Annotated in this window: 21 protein-coding genes; 14 read left to right on the top strand and 7 right to left on the bottom strand. The window is 62.8% G+C overall.

Features of this window, described 5'->3' with window-relative positions; translation table 11 throughout:
* Positions 1 to 11 precede the first annotated feature (11 nt).
* The 9 genes from cobD to GLP43_RS06670 all read left to right on the top strand — a co-directional run bounded on the left by cobD (position 12) and on the right by GLP43_RS06670 (position 8,166).
* Complete coding sequence (cobD, locus tag GLP43_RS06630) at positions 12 to 989, top strand: threonine-phosphate decarboxylase CobD (protein ID WP_237278694.1); 978 nt, start codon at positions 12 to 14, stop codon at positions 987 to 989.
* A complete protein-coding gene (locus GLP43_RS06635; protein WP_237278695.1) occupies positions 986 to 1,840 on the top strand; it encodes an ABC transporter substrate-binding protein in 855 nt (284 codons plus the stop codon). The genes cobD and GLP43_RS06635 overlap by 4 nt, the downstream gene beginning before the upstream one ends.
* Positions 1,841 to 1,843: 3 nt before the next feature.
* The gene (gene cobO, locus GLP43_RS06640; protein WP_037943712.1) at positions 1,844 to 2,467 is read left to right on the top strand and encodes a cob(I)yrinic acid a,c-diamide adenosyltransferase; all 624 of its coding nucleotides are present in this window, start codon (positions 1,844 to 1,846) and stop codon (positions 2,465 to 2,467) included.
* A gap of 54 nt (positions 2,468 to 2,521) precedes the next feature.
* Positions 2,522 to 3,058 carry a bifunctional adenosylcobinamide kinase/adenosylcobinamide-phosphate guanylyltransferase gene (gene cobU, locus GLP43_RS06645; protein WP_237278696.1) on the top strand — a complete coding sequence of 179 codons (537 nt, stop codon included), beginning with the start codon at positions 2,522 to 2,524 and terminating at the stop codon, positions 3,056 to 3,058.
* 50 nt (positions 3,059 to 3,108) lie between these two features.
* Positions 3,109 to 4,134, top strand: coding sequence for a nicotinate-nucleotide--dimethylbenzimidazole phosphoribosyltransferase (gene cobT, locus GLP43_RS06650; protein WP_237278697.1), 1,026 nt, complete (start codon positions 3,109 to 3,111; stop codon positions 4,132 to 4,134).
* The gene (locus tag GLP43_RS06655; RefSeq protein WP_237278698.1) at positions 4,134 to 4,886 is read left to right on the top strand and encodes an adenosylcobinamide-GDP ribazoletransferase; all 753 of its coding nucleotides are present in this window, start codon (positions 4,134 to 4,136) and stop codon (positions 4,884 to 4,886) included. Before cobT ends, GLP43_RS06655 begins: the two co-directional genes overlap by 1 nt.
* A gap of 57 nt (positions 4,887 to 4,943) precedes the next feature.
* On the top strand, positions 4,944 to 6,371 hold the full coding sequence (locus GLP43_RS06660; protein ID WP_237278699.1) for a DUF6880 family protein: 1,428 nt from the start codon (positions 4,944 to 4,946) through the stop codon (positions 6,369 to 6,371).
* 67 nt (positions 6,372 to 6,438) lie between these two features.
* Positions 6,439 to 6,912 (top strand): CreA family protein, encoded by a 474-nt coding sequence (locus GLP43_RS06665; protein ID WP_237278700.1) that lies wholly within the window; start codon positions 6,439 to 6,441, stop codon positions 6,910 to 6,912.
* A 93-nt stretch (positions 6,913 to 7,005) separates the two neighbouring features.
* On the top strand, positions 7,006 to 8,166 hold the full coding sequence (locus tag GLP43_RS06670; RefSeq protein WP_237278701.1) for a lytic murein transglycosylase: 1,161 nt from the start codon (positions 7,006 to 7,008) through the stop codon (positions 8,164 to 8,166).
* A 28-nt stretch (positions 8,167 to 8,194) separates the two neighbouring features.
* Here GLP43_RS06670 and GLP43_RS06675 read toward each other — a convergent pair whose 3' ends face one another.
* Entirely contained in the window at positions 8,195 to 9,076 is an 882-nt protein-coding gene (locus GLP43_RS06675; RefSeq protein WP_237278702.1) for a hydrogen peroxide-inducible genes activator, read from the bottom strand.
* A 164-nt stretch (positions 9,077 to 9,240) separates the two neighbouring features.
* Here GLP43_RS06675 and katG point away from each other — a divergent pair, with 164 nt between their 5' ends.
* A complete protein-coding gene (gene katG / locus GLP43_RS06680) occupies positions 9,241 to 11,457 on the top strand; it encodes a catalase/peroxidase HPI (RefSeq protein ID WP_237278703.1) in 2,217 nt (738 codons plus the stop codon).
* Positions 11,458 to 11,538: 81 nt separating this feature from the next.
* Here katG and GLP43_RS06685 read toward each other — a convergent pair whose 3' ends face one another.
* From GLP43_RS06685 to pcaC, 5 genes are all read right to left on the bottom strand, one after another.
* Positions 11,539 to 12,555, bottom strand: coding sequence for a glycosyltransferase family 2 protein (locus GLP43_RS06685; protein ID WP_237278704.1), 1,017 nt, complete (start codon positions 12,553 to 12,555; stop codon positions 11,539 to 11,541).
* 134 nt (positions 12,556 to 12,689) lie between these two features.
* Positions 12,690 to 13,526 (bottom strand): 3-keto-5-aminohexanoate cleavage protein, encoded by an 837-nt coding sequence (locus GLP43_RS06690; RefSeq protein WP_237278705.1) that lies wholly within the window; start codon positions 13,524 to 13,526, stop codon positions 12,690 to 12,692.
* On the bottom strand, positions 13,519 to 14,124 hold the full coding sequence (gene pcaG, locus GLP43_RS06695) for a protocatechuate 3,4-dioxygenase subunit alpha (RefSeq protein ID WP_237278706.1): 606 nt from the start codon (positions 14,122 to 14,124) through the stop codon (positions 13,519 to 13,521). The genes GLP43_RS06690 and pcaG overlap by 8 nt, the downstream gene beginning before the upstream one ends.
* Positions 14,124 to 14,855, bottom strand: a complete 732-nt coding sequence (gene pcaH / locus GLP43_RS06700; RefSeq protein WP_237278707.1) for a protocatechuate 3,4-dioxygenase subunit beta — start codon at positions 14,853 to 14,855, stop codon at positions 14,124 to 14,126. Before pcaH ends, pcaG begins: the two co-directional genes overlap by 1 nt.
* Positions 14,852 to 15,232: a 4-carboxymuconolactone decarboxylase gene (pcaC, locus tag GLP43_RS06705; protein ID WP_237278708.1), complete on the bottom strand. Its 381-nt coding sequence runs from the start codon at positions 15,230 to 15,232 to the stop codon at positions 14,852 to 14,854. The genes pcaH and pcaC overlap by 4 nt, the downstream gene beginning before the upstream one ends.
* 234 nt (positions 15,233 to 15,466) lie before the next feature.
* Here pcaC and GLP43_RS06710 point away from each other — a divergent pair, with 234 nt between their 5' ends.
* The 4 genes from GLP43_RS06710 (at position 15,467) to GLP43_RS06725 (ending at position 20,064) form a co-directional block, all read left to right on the top strand.
* The gene (locus GLP43_RS06710; protein WP_237279929.1) at positions 15,467 to 16,579 is read left to right on the top strand and encodes an S-(hydroxymethyl)glutathione dehydrogenase/class III alcohol dehydrogenase; all 1,113 of its coding nucleotides are present in this window, start codon (positions 15,467 to 15,469) and stop codon (positions 16,577 to 16,579) included.
* Between the two features lie 176 nt (positions 16,580 to 16,755).
* The gene (locus GLP43_RS06715) at positions 16,756 to 17,214 is read left to right on the top strand and encodes a (2Fe-2S)-binding protein (RefSeq protein WP_005852225.1); all 459 of its coding nucleotides are present in this window, start codon (positions 16,756 to 16,758) and stop codon (positions 17,212 to 17,214) included.
* A 1-nt stretch (position 17,215) separates the two neighbouring features.
* Positions 17,216 to 19,456: a xanthine dehydrogenase family protein molybdopterin-binding subunit gene (locus tag GLP43_RS06720; RefSeq protein WP_237278709.1), complete on the top strand. Its 2,241-nt coding sequence runs from the start codon at positions 17,216 to 17,218 to the stop codon at positions 19,454 to 19,456.
* Positions 19,453 to 20,064: a hypothetical protein gene (locus GLP43_RS06725; protein WP_237278710.1), complete on the top strand. Its 612-nt coding sequence runs from the start codon at positions 19,453 to 19,455 to the stop codon at positions 20,062 to 20,064. The genes GLP43_RS06720 and GLP43_RS06725 overlap by 4 nt, the downstream gene beginning before the upstream one ends.
* Here the strand turns inward: GLP43_RS06725 and GLP43_RS06730 are convergent, their stop codons facing one another.
* Positions 20,065 to 21,579 carry a malonate--CoA ligase gene (locus GLP43_RS06730; RefSeq protein WP_237278711.1) on the bottom strand — a complete coding sequence of 505 codons (1,515 nt, stop codon included), beginning with the start codon at positions 21,577 to 21,579 and terminating at the stop codon, positions 20,065 to 20,067.
* Positions 21,580 to 21,666: the final 87 nt, after the last annotated feature.

The following is a 21,666-nucleotide window of genomic DNA, read 5'->3' on the forward strand; positions in this document are numbered from 1 at the left end:
AGGGGCAAGCGATGCGGGACCACGGCGGCAATCTGGATGGGGCGATCAAGGCGTTCGGCGGCGACCGCGCTGATTGGATCGATCTGTCCACGGGGATCAACACGGTGCCCTATCCGGTGGGGCCCATCACGCCAGAGGCATGGACCCGTCTGCCCGAACGCAGTGCCCTTGGCGCGCTGGAAGACGCCGCGCGGCGGGCCTATGGCGCAAGCTGTGCTGTTGTGCCTGTGTCAGGGGCGCAGGCGGCGATCCAGTTGGTGCCGCGCCTGATCGCGCCGGGCCAAGCCGCGATCCTGTCGCCCACCTATAACGAACATGCCGCCGCACTGCGGGCCGAAGGCTGGCAGGTCACCGAAGCCACGGATATTTCCGCGCTTGAAGGGTTTGCCCTTGCCGTGGTGGTCAACCCTAACAACCCCGATGGGCAGCGCCACGCCCCTGACGCCTTGCGCGCGCTTGCGGAAACGGTCGAGCTGCTGATCGTGGATGAAAGCTTTGCCGACCCTGATCCAGAGGTGTCGCTGGTCCGCGGCGGGGCCGAACTGCCGAAAAATATCCTTGTGATGCGGTCCTTTGGCAAGTTCTACGGGCTGGCGGGGCTGCGCTTGGGTTTTGTGCTGGCGGCAGAGCCTTTGGCCGAAAGACTGCGCGCGATGACGGGGCCTTGGCCAGTTTCCGGCATGGCAATAGAGGTCGCCTTACGCGCGCTGAATGATACTGACTGGGCAGCGCAGACCACCGCGCGCCTGCAAGGCGAGGCAGCGCAATTGGATGCGATGGCGGTGCGGGCAGGCTGGGTGCTGGTGGGCGGCACACCGCTGTTTCGCACCTACGCGACGCCGGATGCCACCGCTGCGCAAAACGCCTTGGCCGCACATCACATCTGGTCGCGGATCTTCCCCTATTCCGACAGCTGGATCCGTCTGGGCCTGCCGGGTCCGGCCGGTGATTGGGCCCGGCTAGAAACCGCGTTGAAAGACGGCGCGTGATCCGGCGGGTCACTTTGACGGCGCGGCGGGCATTGTTCGGCCTGGGCACCCTCCTGATAGCCGTCACGTCAGCCAGCGCCGCAGACCTGCCCCGTGTGGTGTCGATGAACCTGTGCACGGACCAGATGGTGCTGCTGCTGGCGGACCCTGATCAAATTACCTCCCTTTCCCGTCTGGCGCGCGATCCGCGGTCGTCGTCCCTAGCGCAGGAAGCCTCGGCACATCCGCAGAACGCGGGCGGTGCAGAAGAGATATATCTCTCCGCACCGGATCTGGTGTTGGCGGGGCAATACTCCGACAAAGCGACCCTCGCGATGCTGCGCCACCTTGGCCTGCGGGTAGAGCAGATGTCGATCACCAAGGCGCTTGACGATATTCCCGCGCAGATCCGGTGGATGGGCGACCTCGTACAACAGCCCACGCGGGCAGAGGCGCTGGCCCGCGAGGTCGAGCAGACATTGGCCGCGCAGCCCGCACTGGCCTCCGATGCCCCTGTTGCGGCTTTCTATTACCCGAACGGCTATTCGCTGGGGGTGGATACCTTGGGCCACGACATCATAACCACCGGCGGACTGCGCAACCTCTCGCAGAAACTCGGACGCCGGACCAGCGGGCGTCTGGCGCTGGAAGACCTGGTGATGAACGCCCCCGATGTTCTGGTCACCACGACACCCTATCCCGGAGGTTCCCGATCCGAAGAGATCATGCTACATCCTGCGCTCGCACAGTACGCCAAGACCGGCCGGATGGTGTATAGCTCGCCCGATTGGGTCTGCGGCACGCCGCTGGCGTTGCGGGCGGTGCAAGACGTACGCAGGGCAGGCAACCAGATACGCCACGAGGAGAGATAACAGATGACCGACAGCACCCCAGACCAGAACAAGCGCCACGCCGAAAAGATGGCGAAGGTCCAGACGGCCCGCGCCAAGATGATGGCGGAAAAGACCGTGACCAAGGGGTTGATCATCGTCCACACCGGGACCGGCAAGGGTAAAAGCAGTTCTGCCTTCGGGATGATCATGCGCTGCATCGGGCACGGGTTCCCCTGCGCGCTGGTGCAGTTCATCAAGGGCGCACGGGTGTCGGCGGACCGTCAACTGCTTGAGGACCGCTTTAGCGACATCTGTCAGGTCTATGTGATGGGCGAGGGCTTTACTTGGGACACGCAAGACCGCGAACGCGACATCGCTGCTGCCGGACGCGCATGGGAAAAAGCCAAAGAGCTGATCCGCGACCCAAACAACCGTATGGTGCTGCTGGACGAGCTCAACATCGCACTGCGCTATGGCTATATCGACGTGCAGGATGTGGTCGATTTCCTGCAGGCCGAGAAACCCCATATGACCCATGTGGTGATCACCGGCCGCAACGCGCCCGACGCCTTGATCGAGATTGCGGATCTGGTGACCGAGATGAAGGAAATCAAACATCCTTTCCGCAAACAGGGTATCGCCGCACAGGCCGGTGTGGAATTCTGATCGCCACCGGGGCAGGGCGTTCGCCCGCGCCCCGCTTGGCAAAGGGCGGATATCATGGACAAGATCACGCTGGTCACCGGCGGAGCAAAATCGGGCAAGAGCCTTTTTGCCGAAAACCACCTGCGCGCCTACGGGCTGCCGCTGGTCTATATTGCCACCAGCCAGGCCTTTGACCCAGAGATGGAGGACCGCATCGCCGCACATAAGGTGCAACGCGGGGATGGTTGGGACACGGTGGAGGAACCGCTTGATCTATGCGGCGCGCTAATGCGCACCGACGGGGCGGGCGCGCGGCTGGTCGATTGCATGACGCTGTGGCTGTCCAACGTGATGCACGCCGAACGCGACTGGCAGGAGGAGCTTGAAAAAGTGCTGGACAGCTTGCGCGCACAGTCCTCTCCGGTGGTGCTGGTCACGAATGAGGTGGGCGGTGGCATCGTGCCGATGTCCGCGCTGGCCCGGCGCTACCGCGATGCCTCGGGCCTGATGAACCAGCGCATTGCAGCGGTGGCGGGGCACGTGGTGCTGGTCAGCTGTGGTCTGCCGCTGGTGCTGAAGGGCAGTGCTTCGGCTCCGGCCTCGCTTGCCTGACCCATGATCCCGACATACGATAGATTTCCAAACGAAAGAGACCCCTTTGCATGGCGCATGTGACTTTTCCCCTGACTTCCCTGTCCGACCTTGACGCGCTGACCCGCGATTTGCCTCAGGTTGATGCCGTCGCCCAAGGCGCCGCGCGCGACCGGCAGAATGCGCTGACCAAACCGCCCGGATCATTGGGGCGGCTGGAGGATCTGGCGGTGTTCATGGCGGGTTGGCAGCAACAGGCGGTGCCGCAGATCGACATGGCGCAGGCCCTCGTCTTTGCCGGTAACCACGGGATCTGCGCGCAGGGGGTGAACCCATTCCCGCAAGAGGTGACAGCCCAGATGGTGCAGAACTTCAAGGCGGGGGGCGCTGCGATCAACCAGTTGTGCCGCACCAATGACGCGCAGCTGTCGGTGATTGATCTGGACCTTGACCGCCCCACTGCCGATTTCACGCAAAGCCCCGCGATGAGCGAGGCGGAATGTGTCTCGGCCCTCAACGCGGGAGCGGCGGCGCTGCATCCGGCGGCCAGTGTCTTGATCCTGGGCGAAATGGGGATCGGCAATTCGACCGTCGCGGCAGCGCTGACGGCGGCGGTCTTTGGGGGGGCTGTGCAAGATTGGGTCGGGCGCGGCACCGGTTCGGACGACGAAGGTCTGCGCCGCAAGGTCGACGCCATCACCCGCGGACTTGCCCGCCACGCCGCCACCCCGCAGGATGGGGCATCTATCCTGATGGCCTTGGGCGGGCGCGAGCAGGCGGCGATCTGCGGTGCCGTGCTGGCCGCGCGGCAACGGCGTATTCCGGTGATCCTTGACGGGTTCATTTGCACCGCCTCTGTCGCACCGCTATTCGCGCTGGCCCCTGCGGCGCTGGACCATTGTCTGATCGGGCATCTGAGCGTCGAGCCCGGGCATAAACGTCTGCTGGATGCGATCGGCAAGACGGCCGTGCTCGATTTCGACATGCGGTTGGGCGAGGGGTCGGGTGCCGCGCTGGCGCTTGGTATCCTGCGCTCGGCGCTGGCGTGCCATAGCGGCATGGCGACCTTTGCCGAAGCCGGCGTGGCGGACGGCTGATGCTGCGCGCCCGGGTGGCAGAGGCGCGGCTGGCGATGCTGCTGCTGACCCGTATTCCCGTGGGATATCTGCGCGATCCGATCCCGGCGACGGGAGCTTCGGCTTGGGGCTGGCCTTTGGCGGGGGCGGTCGCGATGCTGCCCGCCGCTCTGATCTACTGGGCGCTGCACGCGGCGGGCTTTGGCCCGACAGTTGCGGCCCTTGGTCTGATCTTTGCCGCGACACTGCTGACCGGGGCGATGCACGAAGACGGGCTGGCCGATATGGCCGACGGATTCGGCGGCGGGCAGACGCGCGCGCGCAAGCTCGAGATTATGCGCGACAGCCGCATTGGCAGCTACGGGGTGATGGCCCTGATCCTGACGGTGGCGCTGCAGGTAACGCTGATCGCACGGCTGGATCATCCTGCACTGGTCGTACCTGCCGCGCTTGGTCTGTCGATGGCCAGCCGCGCGATGCTGCCGTTCTGGCTGGCGCGGATGCCCGCCGCGCGGGCTGACGGGCTGGGACACGGCGCGGCGCAGGTGCCGGCGGCTTGCGTCTATATCGCGGTCGCCTTTGGCTTGGTCGGGCTGCTGCCCTTGGGCTTTGGCGCGGCGGCGGTGATCTTTGCGGGGGGCGTCGTGGCCACCGCGCTGGTAGCGGCGCTGGCGCTGCGGCAGATCGGCGGGCAGACCGGCGACGTGATCGGCGCGATGCAGAAACTGGCCGAACTGTCAGGCTGGGGCGTCACCGTCTATCTCTTTGCCTGACGCGTCCGAGCCGCGCGCCCCCTTTGACCGGCCGCAAATCCGATGTAGCAAGGCCCCATGTCAAAAAAGACCCTGAACACTGCAAATCTTGCCGCCCTAGGGGCGGAGCGGCTGGCCGAACTGTTGATCGAGGTCAGCACCGGCAGCGCCGATATGAAACGTCGTCTGCGGCTTGAGTTGAGCCACAACCTCGGCCCCGCTGAACTGGCGCGTGATGTGCGCAAACGGCTGGTCACGATCCGGCGGGCCAAAAGCTATGTCGGGTGGCGCAAACGGACGGCGCTGATCAAAGACCTGCGCACCCAATCCGCTATGATCATCGACAAGATCGCCCCAGACGCCCCCGCCGACGCCTTCGACCTGCTGTGGGAGTTTCTAGCGCTTGCCCCTTCGATCATGGATCGGGTGGACGACAGCAAGGGGGACGTGGGGGCCGTCTTTGCTGACGCGCTTGCAGAAATCGGCCAGATTGCCGCCCGCGCCCCGCTGGACCAGATCGCGCTGGCGGAACGCACGTGGGAGGCGGTGCAGGGGAATACGGACGGCGCTTTTGACGGAATTATCACGCGCATGGCCCCGTCCTTGGGCGACAGCGGGCTCGCACATCTGAAAGGGCTGATCCAGACCTTCGAGGCCGCGCCGCTGGACGCGACCGAGGATCACCCCGCCTTGCAATTCCTGCGCGAGCTGCGCGGGCGCAATGCAAACTACGCCGCGCAACGCAAGAAACGCTTTGTCCAGATGCACCTGCGCGAGGTGGCATTGGCGCAGGGGGATACGGAGACCTACGTCTCGCTGTTCTCTCCCAGTGATCTGGCGCGTCCCACCGTCGCGGTCGAGGTGGCGGCGCTCTGGTCGGCTACTGGCAGACACGATGCCGCGCTTGATGTTCTTGAGGGTGCACGTCCCAAGGGGAAAGAGGCGGGGCGGCAGGCGTGGGACGCGGCCTATATCCACGCGCTGATCGCATCGGGGCGCGAGGATGAGGCCCAAGCCCACCGCTGGCGCTGTTTTACCGAAACGCTCGACCCCGAGATGCTGCGCGCGCACCTCAAACAGCTCCCGGATTTCGATGATCTAGAGGTAGAGGAGGCCGCCAAGGCCCATGCGGCCACGTTCAAGGATCTCAACGCGGCGATCGCCTTTTTCCTCGCGTGGCCCGACCTGCGCGGGCTCGCAGCGATGATCGAAGCGCGCGCCGAGACGTTGAACGGCACCCATGTCGCCCCACTCTCTGATGCCGCCGACGCGCTGCGGGCACGCCACCCCTTGGCGGCAGCGCTGTGTTGGCGCGCAATGATCGAGGCCGCGCTGTGGGAAAGCGCCAAGTCGCGGTACGCGCAGGCGGCCGATCACCTGATGGACTGCGCCGCCGCGGATATCGAGATCGAGGATTACGGAGCTTTCGAAAGCCACGACGCCTTTGTCCAGCGCTTGCGCAAACGCTATGCCCATAAAGCGGGATTCTGGACGCGGGTAACCTGATCTGCGCGTGCTGGGTCTTTTCTTGCCGCGACGTGGGAACCAACAGGCACGCCGCGCGTATGGATGCATGAACATATTCAAACGCGCCGCCTTCGCCCCCATTGCCGCCCTTGGCTTTGCCCTTCCTCTTGCAGCTACCGCTGATGTGGTGGGCAATGTCGATGTGGACTGGCTGGGCAATGACATCGTGGTAGAGGCGGTCCAAGACCCCGAGGTCAAGGGGGTCACCTGCCATCTGGCCTATTTTGAACGCGGCCTGATCGACCGGCTGCAAAAGGGCAATTGGTTCGAGGATCCGTCGAATTCCTCCATCTCTTGCCGCCAGACCGGCCCGATCGAAATTGGCGACATCTCGCGCGATGACGAGGGCGAGACGGTGTTCAGCGAACGCCGGTCCGTGATCTTCAAGACGCTGAAGGTCAAACGGATTTTCGACGAGAAAAACAACACCTTGGTCTATATCAGCCACGCGCGCGATGTGCAGAACGGGTCTGCCAAAATGTCGATGTCGACCGTGCCGCTCTACATCCCGACCAAATAGGCAAAGCTTTGCCAAGGCGTATCATCCGCTTTGCCCGCCCCCGTGCTTCGGCTATTCTATGCCGAAGTCATAACAAACAAGGGCGCGGGCAGTATGAGCATTTCACGAAGAAGTTTCACCGTCGGATTGGCAGCATTGGGCCTTGCGGCCTGTAGCACCGGCAACAGGGCAGGCAGCTTTGCGCCGCGCAGCGATGCGGGGCTGGCACCGGACCTGCAACCCCAGCCGAACGCGGGCTATGATGCTTGGGTTTCGGCGTTCAAGTCACGCGCTGCGGCGCAGGGCATTTCCGACAGCACCTTGCGCCGTGGATTTGCAGGGGCGGGCTATCTGCCTGGGGTCGTCAAACGGGACCGCAACCAGACGGAATTCAGCCGCTCGCTTGAAGATTACCTTGCCATTGCGGCATCGGACGAGCGTGTCACCAAAGGGCGCGCAGCATTCGCGCGCCACCAAAGCGTGCTGCGCCAGATTGAGGCGCGCTACGGTGTACCTGCCGAAGTCGTCACCGCCGTCTGGGGGCTGGAAAGCTTTTACGGGGAACGGCGCGGGAATGTGCCGGTCGTGTCGGCTACATCGACGCTGGCCTATGACGGTCGTCGCGGGGCCTTCTTCGAGAAACAACTGATCGCGGCGCTGCGTATCCTGGAGCGCGGCGATGTCTCGGCTCCCGGTCTGACCGGAAGCTGGGCCGGTGCCATGGGCCACACACAGTTCATCCCCACATCCTATCAATCCTTCGCGGTAGATTTCACCGGCGATGGCAAACGCGACATCTGGTCTGACGATCCGTCGGATTCACTTGCCTCCACCGCCGCCTATCTGGCGAAGTCGGGCTGGAAGTCCGGCCAGAAATGGGGCGCAGAGATGGGCACCGCAGCGGCAAGCTCTGCCACACCGGTGCAGATCCTGCAGCCCGATGCGGGCGGGCCGCGCTTTGCGATCTTTAACAACTTCAAGGCGATCAAGCGCTACAACAACTCGGACAATTACGCGATTGGCGTCGGGCATCTGTCGGACCGTATCGCAGGGGGCGGGCCCATTCAGGCCAGCTTTGGCCCCGATAAATACGGGCTGACCATTGACGACCGCAAGGCGTTGCAGGAACGGCTGACCGCCCGCGGCTTTGACACCGACGGCACCGACGGTGTGATCGGCCCGAACAGCCGCAAGGCGATCACCGCCTATCAGCAAAGCCAGGGACTGCCCGAAACCGGCGACCCGTCGCGCGCGCTGCTGGCGCGGTTGGGCTGATACCGCGATGACACGATGATCCGCCCGCTTAGGTCGGGCGGATCAGGTCGGCGATTTCGGACAGTTTGCTGGCAAGCGGGCTGGTCTTGCGCCAGATCATCCCCACACGGCGCGTCGGTTCGGGCGCGGGGAAGGCGTTGACCGCCACCTGCGCCGACCGCGTTTCCACGGCGACGGCCATTTCGGGGATCAGCGTCACGCCGATGCCCGCGCCAACCATCTGCACCAGCGTGGATAGGGAGCTCGCATCCAGCCCCTCGCGCGCGGTTTCCGACTGCATATCGCAAAACGACAGCGCTTGATCGCGAAAGCAATGCCCTTCCTCAAGCAGCAGTAACTTCATCTCGTTCAGATGCGCGCTGCTGGGGATCGGCTTGTCGCGATCAGCCTCGGGGCGCACCAGCATGAATTTCTCGTCAAACAGGGTGACTTCGGTCAGGGAGGGTTCTGATACGGGCAGGGCGACGATGGCAGTGTCGATGCGCCCCTCAGTCAGCTCGGTGATCAGCCGCGGGGTCATGGTTTCGCGCACGTGGATATCCAGCGCGGGGTTCATCTGTGTCAGCTTGGTGATGATCGAGGGCAGTAGATAGGGGCCGATGGTGGGGATGATGCCGATTCTCAGCCGGCCCATCAGCCCGTCCTTGGATGCACGCGCCATATCCTGAAGCTCGTCCACCCCCTGCAAGATCGCCCGCGCGCGCGGCGCGAAATCGACGCCAAAGCTGGTCAACGTGATATTCCGCCCGCCGCGATCAAAGAGGGGCGTTTGCAAGTTCTGCTCCAACTCCTTGATTTGCACGGATAAGGCGGGCTGAGAGATCGCGCAGGCCTCGGCGGCGTGGCCAAAGTGACGGTGATGGGCGACGGCCTCGAAGTAGCGAAGCTGTTTCAGGGTGATGTTGGTCATAGTTTATTATTATCAAACTGATAGGAAATGCCAACTTAAACTAATCAGTAACTGATGTTAGAACAATTCCAGAAAGACGGGGCAGACTGTATCGCGCCCCCGACATCCATCCCCCGTGACGCGGTGCAAAACCGCGCACCAGACAGATAACATCGGAGACCATCATGGACGGAAATGACGTCGAAAACATCAGCAAATGCCCGGTCGTCGGCAGCCACGGCCGCAACTCAAAGCGCGGTGCGCGGTCGTTGAACGAATGGTGGCCGAACCAGCTGAACCTCAAGCTGCTGCACCAGAACACCATCGATTCGAACCCGCTTGGGCCAGACTTTGACTATGCCGAAGAGTTCAAGACGCTCGACGTTGACGCGGTCAAGGCTGACCTGCATGCGCTGATGACGGATTCGCAAGACTGGTGGCCTGCGGACTATGGTCACTATGGCCCGTTCTTTATCCGTATGGCATGGCACGCGGCAGGCACCTACCGGACGGCGGATGGCCGCGGCGGGTCCAGCACGGGCACGCAGCGTTTCGCGCCTCTTAACAGCTGGCCGGATAACGCCAACCTCGACAAGGCGCGCCGCTTGCTGTGGCCGATCAAACAGAAATACGGCAACCAGATTTCCTGGGGTGACCTGATCATCCTGTGCGGCAATATCGCGCTGGAATCGATGGGGCTGAAAACATTTGGCTTCGCCGGTGGCCGTGTGGACCGTTGGGAACCCGAAGAGGACGTTTACTGGGGCCCCGAAGACGAATGGCTGGGCAGCAAGCGCTACAGCGAAGAGCGCGCGTTGGAAGACCCGCTGGCCGCTGTGCAGATGGGCCTGATCTATGTGAACCCCGAAGGGCCGGACGGCAAACCCGATCTGCAAGGCTCTGCCAACGACATCCGCGACACCTTTGGCCGGATGGCGATGAACGACTATGAAACCGTGGCGCTGATCGCGGGTGGTCACACCTTTGGTAAAGCGCACGGTGCCGTGGGCGGCGAGAATGCCGGCCCCGATCCCGAAGCGTCGCCACTGGAAAGCCAGGGCTTTGGCTGGACCAACAAGCACGAGACAGGCCACGGCATCCACGCCCTGACCAGCGGGCTTGAAGGCGCATGGTCGCAAACCCCGATCAGCTGGGACATGACCTATTTCGACAACCTGCTGGGGCTCGATTGGGAAATGACCAAAAGCCCTGCCGGTGCCGTGCAGTGGACCCCAAAGAACGGCGACGCCGCAGGGACCGTGCCGGATGCGCACGACCCCTCCAAACGTCACGCGCCGATGATGTTCACCTCCGACCTCGCGCTGCGCGAAGACCCCGAGTATTTCAAGATCGCCACGCGCTTTCACGAAAACCCCGAGGAATTCGCCGATGCTTTTGCCCGTGCATGGTTCAAGCTGACCCACCGCGACATGGGACCGATTGCCCGCTATCTGGGCAAAGACGTCCCCAGCGAAGAGCTGATCTGGCAGGATCCGATCCCCGCCGTGACGCATACGCTGGTCGATGACGCAGATGTGGCATCGCTGAAAGCCAAAGTGCTGGAGTCGGGGCTGAGCGTTCAGGAACTGGTGGCCACTGCTTGGGGCTCTGCCGCGACCTTCCGCGGGTCCGACAAGCGCGGCGGTGCAAATGGCGCGCGCATCCGTCTGGCACCGCAGAAAGACTGGCCGGTGAACGAGCCTGACCAATTGGCCAAAGTGCTGGGTGTGCTGGAAACGATCCGCGCAGACTTCAACAACGCGCAGTCGGGGGACAAAGAAATCTCTGTCGCTGATCTGATCGTGCTGGCCGGTGCCGCCGGGATCGAGAAAGCCGCCAAGGACGCGGGCCACGACGTGACCGTGCCCTTCGCACCGGGCCGCGGCGATGCCTCGCTTGAACAGACCGAGGTTGACTCCGTCGCCTATCTTGAACCTGTCACCGACGGTTTCCGCAACTTTGCCAAGACCCGCTATTCGGTCACCACGGCAGAGCTGCTGGTCGACCGCGCCCAGCTTCTGACGCTGACCGCGCCAGAGATGACGGTTCTGGTCGGGGGGATGCGTGCACTGGACGTGAACGTGGGCCGCGCCAAACACGGCGTGTTCACCGATGCGCCCGGCACGCTGAACAACGACTTCTTCACCACGTTGCTGGATATGGGCACCGTGTGGGCGAAGGCGGAAGAGACCGCGACGGACGATATCTATGAAGGCCGCGACCGCGCCACGGGTGAGCTGAAGCACACCGGGACCGCTGTTGATCTGCTTTTCGGGTCGAACTCGCAGTTGCGCGCGATTGCAGAGGTCTATGCAGGTGATGTCGCGAAAGACAAATTCGTGACCGACTTCATCGCCGCCTGGACCAAGGTAATGAACCTTGATCGCTTTGACCTCGCCTAAGGGTAGGTAACGAGTGCCAAGGGCGCGGCCGGTATCCGGTCGCGCCCTTTTTTGTTCCCGCGGTGTCAGATGGAACGGGGCTTAGCTGCCTGCGTGACGCAGCAGATGCGCCTGTGCCTGCTCTGCCGTGGGCGGGGTGCTGCTGCCCAGCAACAGCAGATGCCAGTAGAATTGTACTTCCGCCGGATCGGTCATCAATGCGGCAAAGCTGTCATGGTGCCGCTGTACCGCCCGCGTATGCGCGTCGGCGACACCGGGCAGGGCGCGCAGGCGGGCAACCTCTGCCATTGTGGCGTCCAGCATCGGATCGATCATCGTGTCAGCGACGGTGTTGAAATTACGCTCAGCCCAGTAGTGCAGATCCAGCCGCTTTGTCGTCCGGTTGGGCAGACCGCGCCCGCGTTTGACCATAAACTCGCCCGCTGAGCGCAGGGAATAGTGGTTCAGCCGCGCGCGCGCTTGGGTCTGCATCACGCCGAACAGATTGATCCGGTTGTCATTTTCGGCAAATCCCCCGGGGGCGGTCTGAACACCGCCGAGATTCCACAGCGGGCCGGCACCGCGCTTTTTCTTGGGACGATGCACGCCGAGCTTCTGAAATGCAGCGGGCCGGTGCAGGGTTTTGAAAAAGCTTCCCGCAGGCAGAAAGAACGGATCAGGGGCCGCATGGCGAAACCGCAGCGGGGTGAGCGTATCTTGCAACGCCTCTTGCCCGTCCGCGCCGAAAAACCGCCACGGCAGCGCAATCGCGTCGGTTTCCGCGGGGACCGAGGCGATTAGATCGGGCAGCGTACGCATCGGTGCTGCGAGGGTTAGAAACTCGTCAGCGTCGAAAAACAGCGCCCAATCGGCCTGTTTCATCAGGTCATGGCGGTCAGCCAGACGCATGGCCTGCCATTGCACCGATGTGTCGCCCTCGGGGGTGAAGGGCACATGGGTGACATCATCCAACAGGTCCAGCAGGGCCGGCGTGCCATCGGTGCAATCATGGGTGAAGATCAGAAAATCCGTCACCCCCGCCGCGCGGTGATGCGCGATCCATTCAATGCAATAGGGCCCTTCGTTGCGCATGCAGGTTACGGCAAGGATACGTGTCACGGGCGGGCGGTCCCTTGGGTCAGGATGGCGAAGGTTTGGTAAATGACTCTCATGCGGGTCAGGGCAAGTCAATCTGCGGCCAAGCCAGTTCGCCCCCGGCTTGGGTCATTGCACAAGCGGGGGCGGCAAACCGGTTAGCCTGCGACGCTGCGTAGCCCCAGAATGTCGCGCGCCTGCTGCCAGGTCGCCACGGGGCGTTCGTATTTCTCGCATAGATCCGCCGCGCGTTTGATCAGCGCCGCATTGGATGGGGCGAGCGTGTTTCGGTCCAGACGCACATTGTCTTCCAGACCGGCCCGCGTGTGACCGCCGGCTGCAATCGCCCATTCGTTCACGACGATCTGGTTCGGCCCGATCCCTGCGGCACACCACGCGGCCTCGGGCGCGCGGGCCTTCAACTGCGCGACGTAGAAGTCAAAAACCTCTTTATCCGCGGGCATGGCGTTTTTCACCCCCATGACGAATTGCACATAAAGCCGCCCGAACAGCTTGCCGTCCTTGTGATGCTGGATCGCCTGCAGGATGTGGCTCAGATCAAAGGCTTCGATCTCGGGCACAACCTCATGGGCGCGCATTTCGGACGCCAGCCAATCCACCAGATCCGGCGGGTTCTCGTAGACGCGGGTGGGAAAGTTGTTCGACCCCACCGACAGGGAGGCCATATCGGGCCGCAGCGACAGCATGCCCCCACGCTCCTTGCCCGCACCAGACCGCCCGCCGGTCGAGAACTGGATGATCATGCCGGGGCAGTGTTTTTCTAGCCCTTCTTTCAACCGCGCGAATTTCTCTGGGTCAGAGGATGGCGTCTCGTCGCCATTGCGCACATGGGCGTGGCAGATGCTTGCCCCGGCTTCAAAAGCTTCATGCGTGCTTTCAATCTGCTCGGTGATCGTGACGGGTACGGCGGGGTTGGCGGCTTTTGTCGGTACGCTGCCGGTGATGGCAACGCAAAGAATGCATGGATCAGACATCTAGGAATACTGTTTCTTTCTCGCCCTGAAGGTAAATATCAAACCGATAGAAACCATCGGTTTCTTTCTCCGCGATCAGGGTCGCTACGCGGTTTTGATGTTCGATACGGGTCAGCAACGGGTCGGCGCTGTTATCGGCATCGGGGAAATACATACGTGTATTCAAGCCGATATTGATCCCGCGCGCGACAATCCACAAGCTGATATGCGGGGCCATCATACGCCCGTCGGGAAAGGGCACCGCACCGGGACGGATGGTGTCGAACTGCCATTCGCCGGTGTCATAGTCCCCCGCCTTGCGCCCCCAGCCGGTAAAGTTCGGGTCGGCGGCCCCACGGGGGTCATTGCCTGGATACAGCCCCTCCGCATCGGCCTGCCAAATCTCGACCATCGCATCCTTTAGCGGGGTGCCGGTGCCGTCATAGATCGTGCCCTTCACCGTGATCCGTTCGCCCTTGGTCTCGGCATTGACCATATGCGCGCCCAGATCCTCGGGGTAGACGCCGGTGATGTCGCAGAAATTCGGCACGCAGCCGATATGCACATAGGGCCCTGCGGTCTGTGACGGGCTTTCTTTCAACTGGGTCAGCTCTTGCATCAGTTCCCCTCCATCCGGTTTTCAAACATGGTGGACCGGCGGCCCCTGAGCACGATGTCGAACTTATAGGACCGCGCATCCATTGGCACGGTATTGTCCATGTCCAGCGGCGCGATCAACTGCTCTACCGCGGCGCGCGACGGGATTGTCTGCACGATGGGGCATTTCCAGATCAGCGGGTCGCCCTCAAAATACATCTGCGTGATCAAGCGCTGCGCAAAACCCTGTCCGAAAACGGAAAAGTGGATATGCGCAGGGCGCCAGTCATTCACCCCATTGGGCCAGGGGTAGGCACCCGGTTTGACCGTGCGCAGGCTGTAGCCGCCGTTCGCATCGGTCACCGTGCGGCCGCACCCGCCAAAATTGGGGTCGAGCGGAGCCAGATATCCCTCTTTCTTGTGGCGATAGCGCCCCCCCGCATTGGCTTGCCAGAATTCAAGCAACACGCCGGGCACACCGCGCCCGTTCTGGTCCAGCACACGACCATGGACGATGATCCGCTGGCCAATCGCCATCTCGCCTTGGGCCGCGTAGTTCAGGATCAGGTCATTATCCAGCGGCCCCAGCATATTGTGGCCAAAGACCGGGCCGGTCTGCTCGCTCAGCGTGGTATTCATAGAGATCAGCGCCTTTTGCGGCGACCGCACCACCGATGTCTTATAGGCCGGTGCCAGCGCGGGCGGGTGCCAGTTGCGGTCGCGGTGAAAGAACGCTCCGTTCTGATCGGTCATTCGGCGGCTTCCATTTCCTGATAGGTCTGTTTGGCGAGTTTAAGCGCATGGTTCGCCTTTGGCACCCCCGCATAAATGGCAACATGCTGGAACGCCTCGATCACATCGGATTTGCTGGCACCGGTATTGGCGGTGGCGCGGATGTGCATGGGGATTTCCTCGAAGTTGCCGGTCGCCGCCAGCAGTGCCAGCGTCAGCATCGACCGTTCGCGGCGGCTGATCTTGTCGCTGGCCCAGACGGTGCCCCAGGCCGCTTCGGTGATCAGACTTTGGAACGGCGCGTCCAACTCGGTCTTGGCGGCTTCGGCGCGGTCCACATGGGCATCGCCCAAAACGGCGCGGCGGGTTTTCATTCCGATCTCGCTTCGGTCTACCATGGTCTTCTCCTCGGTCACGGTATGTCATCATTGTCGCGCGACCGATTGGACAGGAAAAACACGCGGCGCGCAAACCCATATCCGCCCTTCCAAATGGCTGAAAATCCCGGGGGAGGGGTCGCAAAGCGGCACCGGGGGCAGCGCCCCCTCATGCCTGTCCGGCGGCCCCCTGACCTTGACATTGCAGCGCTTTTTCGTCCTTTTGGCCGAAACAGCAAAAGGACGCTTCTTATGATGAAAACACGCGCCGCCGTCGCCGTTGCCGCAGGGCAACCGCTTGAAGTGATGGACGTCAATCTCGAAGGCCCCAAGCGGGGTGAAGTCCTGATCGAAATCAAGGCCACCGGCCTGTGCCACACCGATGAATTCACCCGTTCGGGCGACGACCCCGAAGGGATTTTCCCGGCCATTCTGGGCCACGAGGGCGCAGGCGTTGTGCTTGAGGTGGGCGAGGGCGTCACCACGCTCGAGGTCGGCGATCACGTGATCCCGCTTTACACGCCCGAATGCCGCGAGTGTGAATATTGCCTGTCGGGTAAAACCAACCTCTGTCAGGCGATCCGCGTGACCCAAGGCCAAGGGCTGCTGCCCGATGGCACCACGCGGTTCTCGATGATGGATGGCACGCCGATCCACCACTACATGGGCTGTTCGACCTTCGCCAATCACACGGTCATCCCTGAAATCGCCCTTGCCAAGGTCCGCAAGGACGCGCCCTTTGACAAGATCTGCTATATCGGCTGCGGTGTGACCACGGGCATCGGCGCGGTGATCAACACCGCCAAGGTAGAGATCGGCGCGCGCTGCGTGGTCTTTGGCCTGGGCGGCATCGGCTTGAACGTCATTCAGGGCCTGCGCATGGCAGGGGCCGACCAGATCGTCGGCGTCGATCTGAACGACGACAAGGAAGAGACAGGCCGCTACTTCGGCATGACCGACTTTGTGAACCCCACCAAGATCGAAGGCGATATGGTCGCGCATCTGGTCGAGCTGACCAAAGGCGGCGCGGATTATACCTTTGATGCCACAGGCAATACCAAGGTCATGCGGCAGGCGCTTGAGGCCGCGCATAAGGGCTGGGGGGAGTCGATCATTATCGGTGTCGCACCGGCGGGGGCCGAAATCTCGACCCGTCCGTTCCAGCTGGTCACGGGCCGCGTCTGGAAAGGGACAGCATTCGGCGGGGCCAAGGGCCGCACCGATGTGCCCAAGATCGTGGATTGGTACATGAACGGCAAGATCGAGATCGACCCGATGATCACCCACAAACTGACGCTGGACCAGATCAACGAAGGCTTCGAATTGATGCACAAAGGTGAATCCATTCGCGCCGTCGTTGAATTTTAAGCGCGAATTCGTAAAACTTGCGACAAACGCCGTCCTCACGGGGGCGGCGTTTTATGTTTTCTGAACCCCCTCGTGACACGATGTTTTGACGTGAGGGCACGAAGGGATGCGGGACAGATTGGGTTTACCACCCCGATCCCGCTGGTATTTATAGAGTGAACGTCGGGAGACAAGGCATGAAACTTACAGTGAATGGCGTGACCCATGATGTGGACGTCGAGGAAGACATGCCCATGCTCTGGGTCTTGCGTGACGTTCTGGGGATCACTGGCCCGAAATACGGCTGCGGCATCGCGCAATGCGGGGCCTGCACCGTGCATATGGACGGGATCGCGGTCCGGTCGTGCCAGTTGGCCGCGGGCGATGTCGAGGGCGAGATTACCACCATCGAAGGCTTGGGCTCTCCGGCGGTGCGCCATGCGGTGCAGGAGGCCTGGATCGACCTGCAGGTCGCGCAATGCGGCTACTGCCAATCGGGGCAGATCATGCAGGCGGCCTCTTTTCTTGAGCTGAACCCGACCCCCACAGATGACCAGATTGACGCCGCGATGAGCGGGAACCTCTGTCGTTGTGGCACCTATCCCCGTATTCGCGAGGCGGTGAAATCCGCCGCGATCAAGCTCAAGGCGGTGTGATATGGGACGTGTGAAAACAATTGCCCGCCGCAGCTTCCTGATCGGCTCTGCCGCTGTTGCAGGCGGCGTCGTCTTTGGCACCTATCTTTACAAACGCGAGGGGGAGAACCCGCTGCTCGACGGGTTGAAACCCGGCGAAACCGCGATCACCCCCTACGTCAAGATCGACGCCCAAGGGATCACGCTGATCACGCCGCGCGCGGATGTGGGGCAGGGCGCGTGGTCGATGCAGGCGCATATGATCGCCGAAGAGCTCGACATTGACCCGCGCAGCGCCAAGCTGTCGCCCGGTCCGGCGGATGCGATTTACTACAACGGCGTTGTCGGGGCAGAGGCGCTGCCGATTGCGGCGACCTCTGACACGATGCTGGCACGCGGCGGGCGCGGTGCGGTCGATGTCATGGGCAAGCTGATGGGGCTGCATATCACCGGCGGCTCGTCCACCGTGCCCGATATGTATGATCGCCTGCGCATGGCCGGTGCTGTCGCACGCGAAACGCTGATCAAAGCCGCGATGAAGCAGACCGGCCTGCCGCGCGACCAACTGGGGACAGAGAACGGCTGCATCGTGCTGCCCGATGGGTTGAAGATCGAATACATCGACCTTGCCAGCATCGCCGCCGAGATCGAGCCGGTACAGGATGTCACCCTGCGTGATCCGTCGGAATGGCGCTATCTGACCAAGCCGCAGAAGCGGACCGACATCGTGGCGAAATCCACCGGTCGGCAGATCTACGGCATCGACATGCAGATGGACGGTATGGTGATCGCCACGACCCGCACCAATCCGGCGATTGGCGGCGGGCTGAACGGTTTTGACGCCGAGGCCGCACGCCAGATGCGCGGGGTCAGCGCAGTCTTGCCCATCACCGGCGGCATCGCTGTAGTGGCGGATAACACATGGCGCGCGTTTCAGGCCGCACAGGCGGTTGAATGTGACTGGGGCCCGTCGCCCTATATCGGTGACAGCGCCGACCAATTTGCCGCCGTGGCGGCCTCTTTCACCGACGACCACCGCGACAGCCGGTTCAAGGATGAAGGCGATGTAGAGGAGGCGTTGCAAGATGCCTCGGTGGTCGAGGCGGAATACCGCATTCCCTATCTGGCCCATGCCCCGATGGAACCGATGAGCGTCGTGGTCAAGCTGACCGAGGGGCGGCTGGACATCTGGACCGGCACGCAAATCCCCCGTTTCGTCAAGGCGAATATGGCGCGGCTGACAGGGTTGGACGGGGATGACATCCACGTGCATGTGCTGATGTCCGGTGGCAGCTTTGGCCGACGCCTCGAGGATGATTATATCGCCCAAGCGGTAGAGATCGCGATGCAGATGCCTGACACGCCGATCAAGATGATCTGGCAGCGCGAGGAAGACTTCACCCATGATTTCCCCCGCCCACTGGCCATTGCGCGCGGGCGCGGTGCTGTGGCGGATGCCGGTGTCGCGGCGTTTGATCTGTCGATCGCGGCCCCCTCGGTCGCTGAGTCCTCGCTCGCAAGGTTGAACCAGCCCGCCGTCGGCCCTGATGTAGCGATTGTCGCGGGGGCCTGGGACCAGCCGTTCCAGATCCCCAACTACCGCGTCACCGGCTACCGCACGCCCGCGATGGTGCCCGTCAGCTCGTGGCGGTCGGTCGGGGCGTCGGGCAACGGGTTCATGCATGAAAGCTTCATGGACGAGATGTGCCACGCCGCCGACGTCGACCCGCTGCAAGAGAGGCTGCGCTTGTGCTGGCACGATGCTTCGCGCAAGGTCTTGGAAGCCGTGGGCGAGATGTCGGAATGGGGCAGCGATCTGGGGCCGAACCGCGGAAGGGGGCTGGCGTTTACGCTGGCCTTTGGCGTGCCCGTGGCCGAGGTGATCGAGGTCACCAACACCCCCGACGGCATCCGCATCGACAAGGTGTTCGTCGCCGCCGATGTGGGCCGCGTGCTGGACCCCGTGAACTTTGAGGCGCAGCTGCAAGGCGGTGTGATCTTTGGCTTGGGCCACGCGATGAACTGCGAGCTGACGTATCGCGAGGGCGTCGCAGAGCAGGATAACTACCATGCCTACGAAGGGATGCGCCTGCACCAGACGCCGTTGATCATGGTGCGCGGGCTTGAGAATGGCGACAAGATCAGGGGTATCGGCGAACCCGCCGTTCCCCCCGCCGCGCCTGCTTTGGCCAATGCGATCTTTGCCGCGACGGGGCAGCGTATCCGCGAACTGCCGCTATCCAAGTCGATCGATTTTGTATGAACTCCCTTCGCGGGGCGATCACCGGCGGGATCATCGCGCTGGCCTGCGCGGGCAGTGCTCGGGCGCAAGAAGCACCCGGTCGCGCAGCGGCGCTGGCGGCGTGGAATGATATCCACAAGGTCGTCTCGCATCCGCGCTGTACCAATTGCCACGTCGGTCCCGCTGGCGTGCCGCTTTGGGAAGGTTTGGGCCACGAGGAGGCTGCCAACCAAGCGCCCGTACACGGCATGAACATCCTTGCCGATGAAAGCCGCATCGGGGCCGAGACGATGCCCTGCCGAACCTGCCACATCAGCGCCGCGTCGGAAAATACCGTCCCCCACGCACCGCCGATGATTGCGGACGCATGGCGGCTTCCCCCAATAGAGATGGCGTGGAAAGGCAAAACCAGCGCCGAGATATGCGCACAACTGCGTGACCCCGATAGCAACGGTGCCTTTACGCCCGAAGACCTGTCCGATCACCTCGGGACGTCGGCCTTTGTGGCATGGGGCTTTGACCCCGGCGCAGAGCGCGAGGCGGCCCCCGGTAGCATCCCCGAGATGCAGGATGCGCTGGCGATCTGGGTGGCAGGCGGCACGCCCTGTGCGGGCGACCCGCACCCGTAGTCAGCCCTTGAAGAGATCCGCATAGGTTTCGCGCAGCAGGTTCTTTTGCACCTTGCCCATGGTATTGCGGGGCAGGGCATCAACCACCACCAGCTTGCGCGGACATTTGAATCGCGCCAGCGATTGCGCGACGGTCTGCGACAGCGCCTCTAGGTCCAGATCAGGGCTGCCATCGGCGACCAGCACACCAACCGGTGCCTCGCCCAGATCCCCATGAGGCACGCCGATCACGGCGCTTTCCAGCACGCCGGGTTGATCGTCCAGCACCTGTTCGACCTCTTTGGGATAGATGTTATAGCCGCCGGATATAATCAGATCCTTGCCGCGCCCGACAATCTGGACATAGCCGTCTTGACCAATCAGCCCCAGATCACCGGTGATAAAGAACCCGTCCGCGCGCAGTTCAGCGGCGGTTTTTTCGGCCATCTGCCAATAGCCTTGGAAAACATTCGGCCCGCGGACCTCGACGACGCCGATCTCTCCCTGTGGCAGGGTTTCGCCAGTATCGGGGTCACAAATCTTGAGCTCGACCCCCGGCAGGGGTGTGCCGACAGTGCCGCAGCGCCGAGGCCCGTCATAGGGGTTCGACGTGTTCATATTGGTTTCCGTCATCCCGTAGCGTTCCAGAATACGGTGACCTGTGCGTTCCTCGAACTGCTTGTGCGTTTCGGCCAGCAAGGGGGCAGAGCCCGAGATGAACAGACGCATATGCGCCGTCAATCCGGCGGTGAAGTCATCAGAGCCCAGCAAACGGGTGTAGAAGGTGGGCACGCCCATCAACGCGGTGGCCTGCGGCATGAAGCGGATCAACTGATCGATATCGAGCTTGGGCAGGAACACCATCGCGCCACCGCTGAGCAGCATGATATTGGTCGCCACGAACAGCCCGTGTGTGTGGAAAATCGGAAGCGCATGCAGCAGCACATCGGCCTTGGTGAATTGCCAGACATCGACCAGCGTTTCGGCATTGCTAAGAAGGTTGCGCTGGCTCAGCATCGCGCCTTTTGATCGGCCTGTGGTGCCCGAGGTATAGAGGAAGGCGGCCAGATCCTCGGCCGCTCGGTCGACGGTATTGAAGGTGTCGGGCAGGGTGGCCGCCAGATCGCGCAGCGTGCCACGGCCGGTGTTGTCCATCGTCTCTACAGTGGCACCGGCGGCTGCAGCGACCGGCGTGAGTTCGGTAACATCCGCGGGATTGCAAACCAGTAGCCGCGCGCCGGAGTTGCCGACGAAGTAATCCACCTCGGACGCGGTGTAGCCGGGGTTGAGCGGCAAGAACACCAGCCCTGCCTGCACGCAAGCGGCATAAAGCGCCAGCGCATCCGGCGATTTGCCGACCTGCACAGCGACACGGTCGCCCGCTGTCAGCCCCTTGTCCGAAAACGCATTGGCATAGCGCGCGGCAGAGCGGATGAATTGGTCGTGGGTGATCGTACGCCCATCCGGCAGGATCAGAAACGGCGTGTTTTGCCCGATGTGGCGACCGAATAAAGCGTCGTAAAGCGGGTTGGGCATCGTCGTCTCCTTCTGACCTTTGGTAGCGCGGAATTTGCGCCATCGGCAGGGCTAGGTAAAGGGCGGCAAATGGCGCATTTTGATCTT

This window comes from Sulfitobacter sp. M39, assembly GCF_021735935.1.
In the GTDB taxonomy this organism is placed as follows: domain Bacteria; phylum Pseudomonadota; class Alphaproteobacteria; order Rhodobacterales; family Rhodobacteraceae; genus Sulfitobacter.

What these genes read in the sequence shown, in the direction of transcription:
- cobD (WP_237278694.1), top strand. Translation starts at nt 12, where the DNA reads ATGCGGGACCACGGCGGCAATCTGGATGGGGCGATCAAGGCGTTCGGC.
- cobO (WP_037943712.1), top strand. Translation starts at nt 1,844, where the DNA reads ATGACCGACAGCACCCCAGACCAGAACAAGCGCCACGCCGAAAAGATG.
- cobU (WP_237278696.1), top strand. Translation starts at nt 2,522, where the DNA reads ATGGACAAGATCACGCTGGTCACCGGCGGAGCAAAATCGGGCAAGAGC.
- cobT (WP_237278697.1), top strand. Translation starts at nt 3,109, where the DNA reads ATGGCGCATGTGACTTTTCCCCTGACTTCCCTGTCCGACCTTGACGCG.
- GLP43_RS06655 (WP_237278698.1), top strand. Translation starts at nt 4,134, where the DNA reads ATGCTGCGCGCCCGGGTGGCAGAGGCGCGGCTGGCGATGCTGCTGCTG.
- GLP43_RS06660 (WP_237278699.1), top strand. Translation starts at nt 4,944, where the DNA reads ATGTCAAAAAAGACCCTGAACACTGCAAATCTTGCCGCCCTAGGGGCG.
- GLP43_RS06665 (WP_237278700.1), top strand. Translation starts at nt 6,439, where the DNA reads ATGAACATATTCAAACGCGCCGCCTTCGCCCCCATTGCCGCCCTTGGC.
- GLP43_RS06670 (WP_237278701.1), top strand. Translation starts at nt 7,006, where the DNA reads ATGAGCATTTCACGAAGAAGTTTCACCGTCGGATTGGCAGCATTGGGC.
- GLP43_RS06675 (WP_237278702.1), bottom strand. Translation starts at nt 9,076, where the DNA reads ATGACCAACATCACCCTGAAACAGCTTCGCTACTTCGAGGCCGTCGCC.
- katG (WP_237278703.1), top strand. Translation starts at nt 9,241, where the DNA reads ATGGACGGAAATGACGTCGAAAACATCAGCAAATGCCCGGTCGTCGGC.
- GLP43_RS06690 (WP_237278705.1), bottom strand. Translation starts at nt 13,526, where the DNA reads ATGTCTGATCCATGCATTCTTTGCGTTGCCATCACCGGCAGCGTACCG.
- pcaG (WP_237278706.1), bottom strand. Translation starts at nt 14,124, where the DNA reads ATGCAAGAGCTGACCCAGTTGAAAGAAAGCCCGTCACAGACCGCAGGG.
- pcaH (WP_237278707.1), bottom strand. Translation starts at nt 14,855, where the DNA reads ATGACCGATCAGAACGGAGCGTTCTTTCACCGCGACCGCAACTGGCAC.
- pcaC (WP_237278708.1), bottom strand. Translation starts at nt 15,232, where the DNA reads ATGGTAGACCGAAGCGAGATCGGAATGAAAACCCGCCGCGCCGTTTTG.
- GLP43_RS06710 (WP_237279929.1), top strand. Translation starts at nt 15,467, where the DNA reads ATGAAAACACGCGCCGCCGTCGCCGTTGCCGCAGGGCAACCGCTTGAA.
- GLP43_RS06715 (WP_005852225.1), top strand. Translation starts at nt 16,756, where the DNA reads ATGAAACTTACAGTGAATGGCGTGACCCATGATGTGGACGTCGAGGAA.
- GLP43_RS06720 (WP_237278709.1), top strand. Translation starts at nt 17,216, where the DNA reads ATGGGACGTGTGAAAACAATTGCCCGCCGCAGCTTCCTGATCGGCTCT.
- GLP43_RS06725 (WP_237278710.1), top strand. Translation starts at nt 19,453, where the DNA reads ATGAACTCCCTTCGCGGGGCGATCACCGGCGGGATCATCGCGCTGGCC.
- GLP43_RS06730 (WP_237278711.1), bottom strand. Translation starts at nt 21,579, where the DNA reads ATGCCCAACCCGCTTTACGACGCTTTATTCGGTCGCCACATCGGGCAA.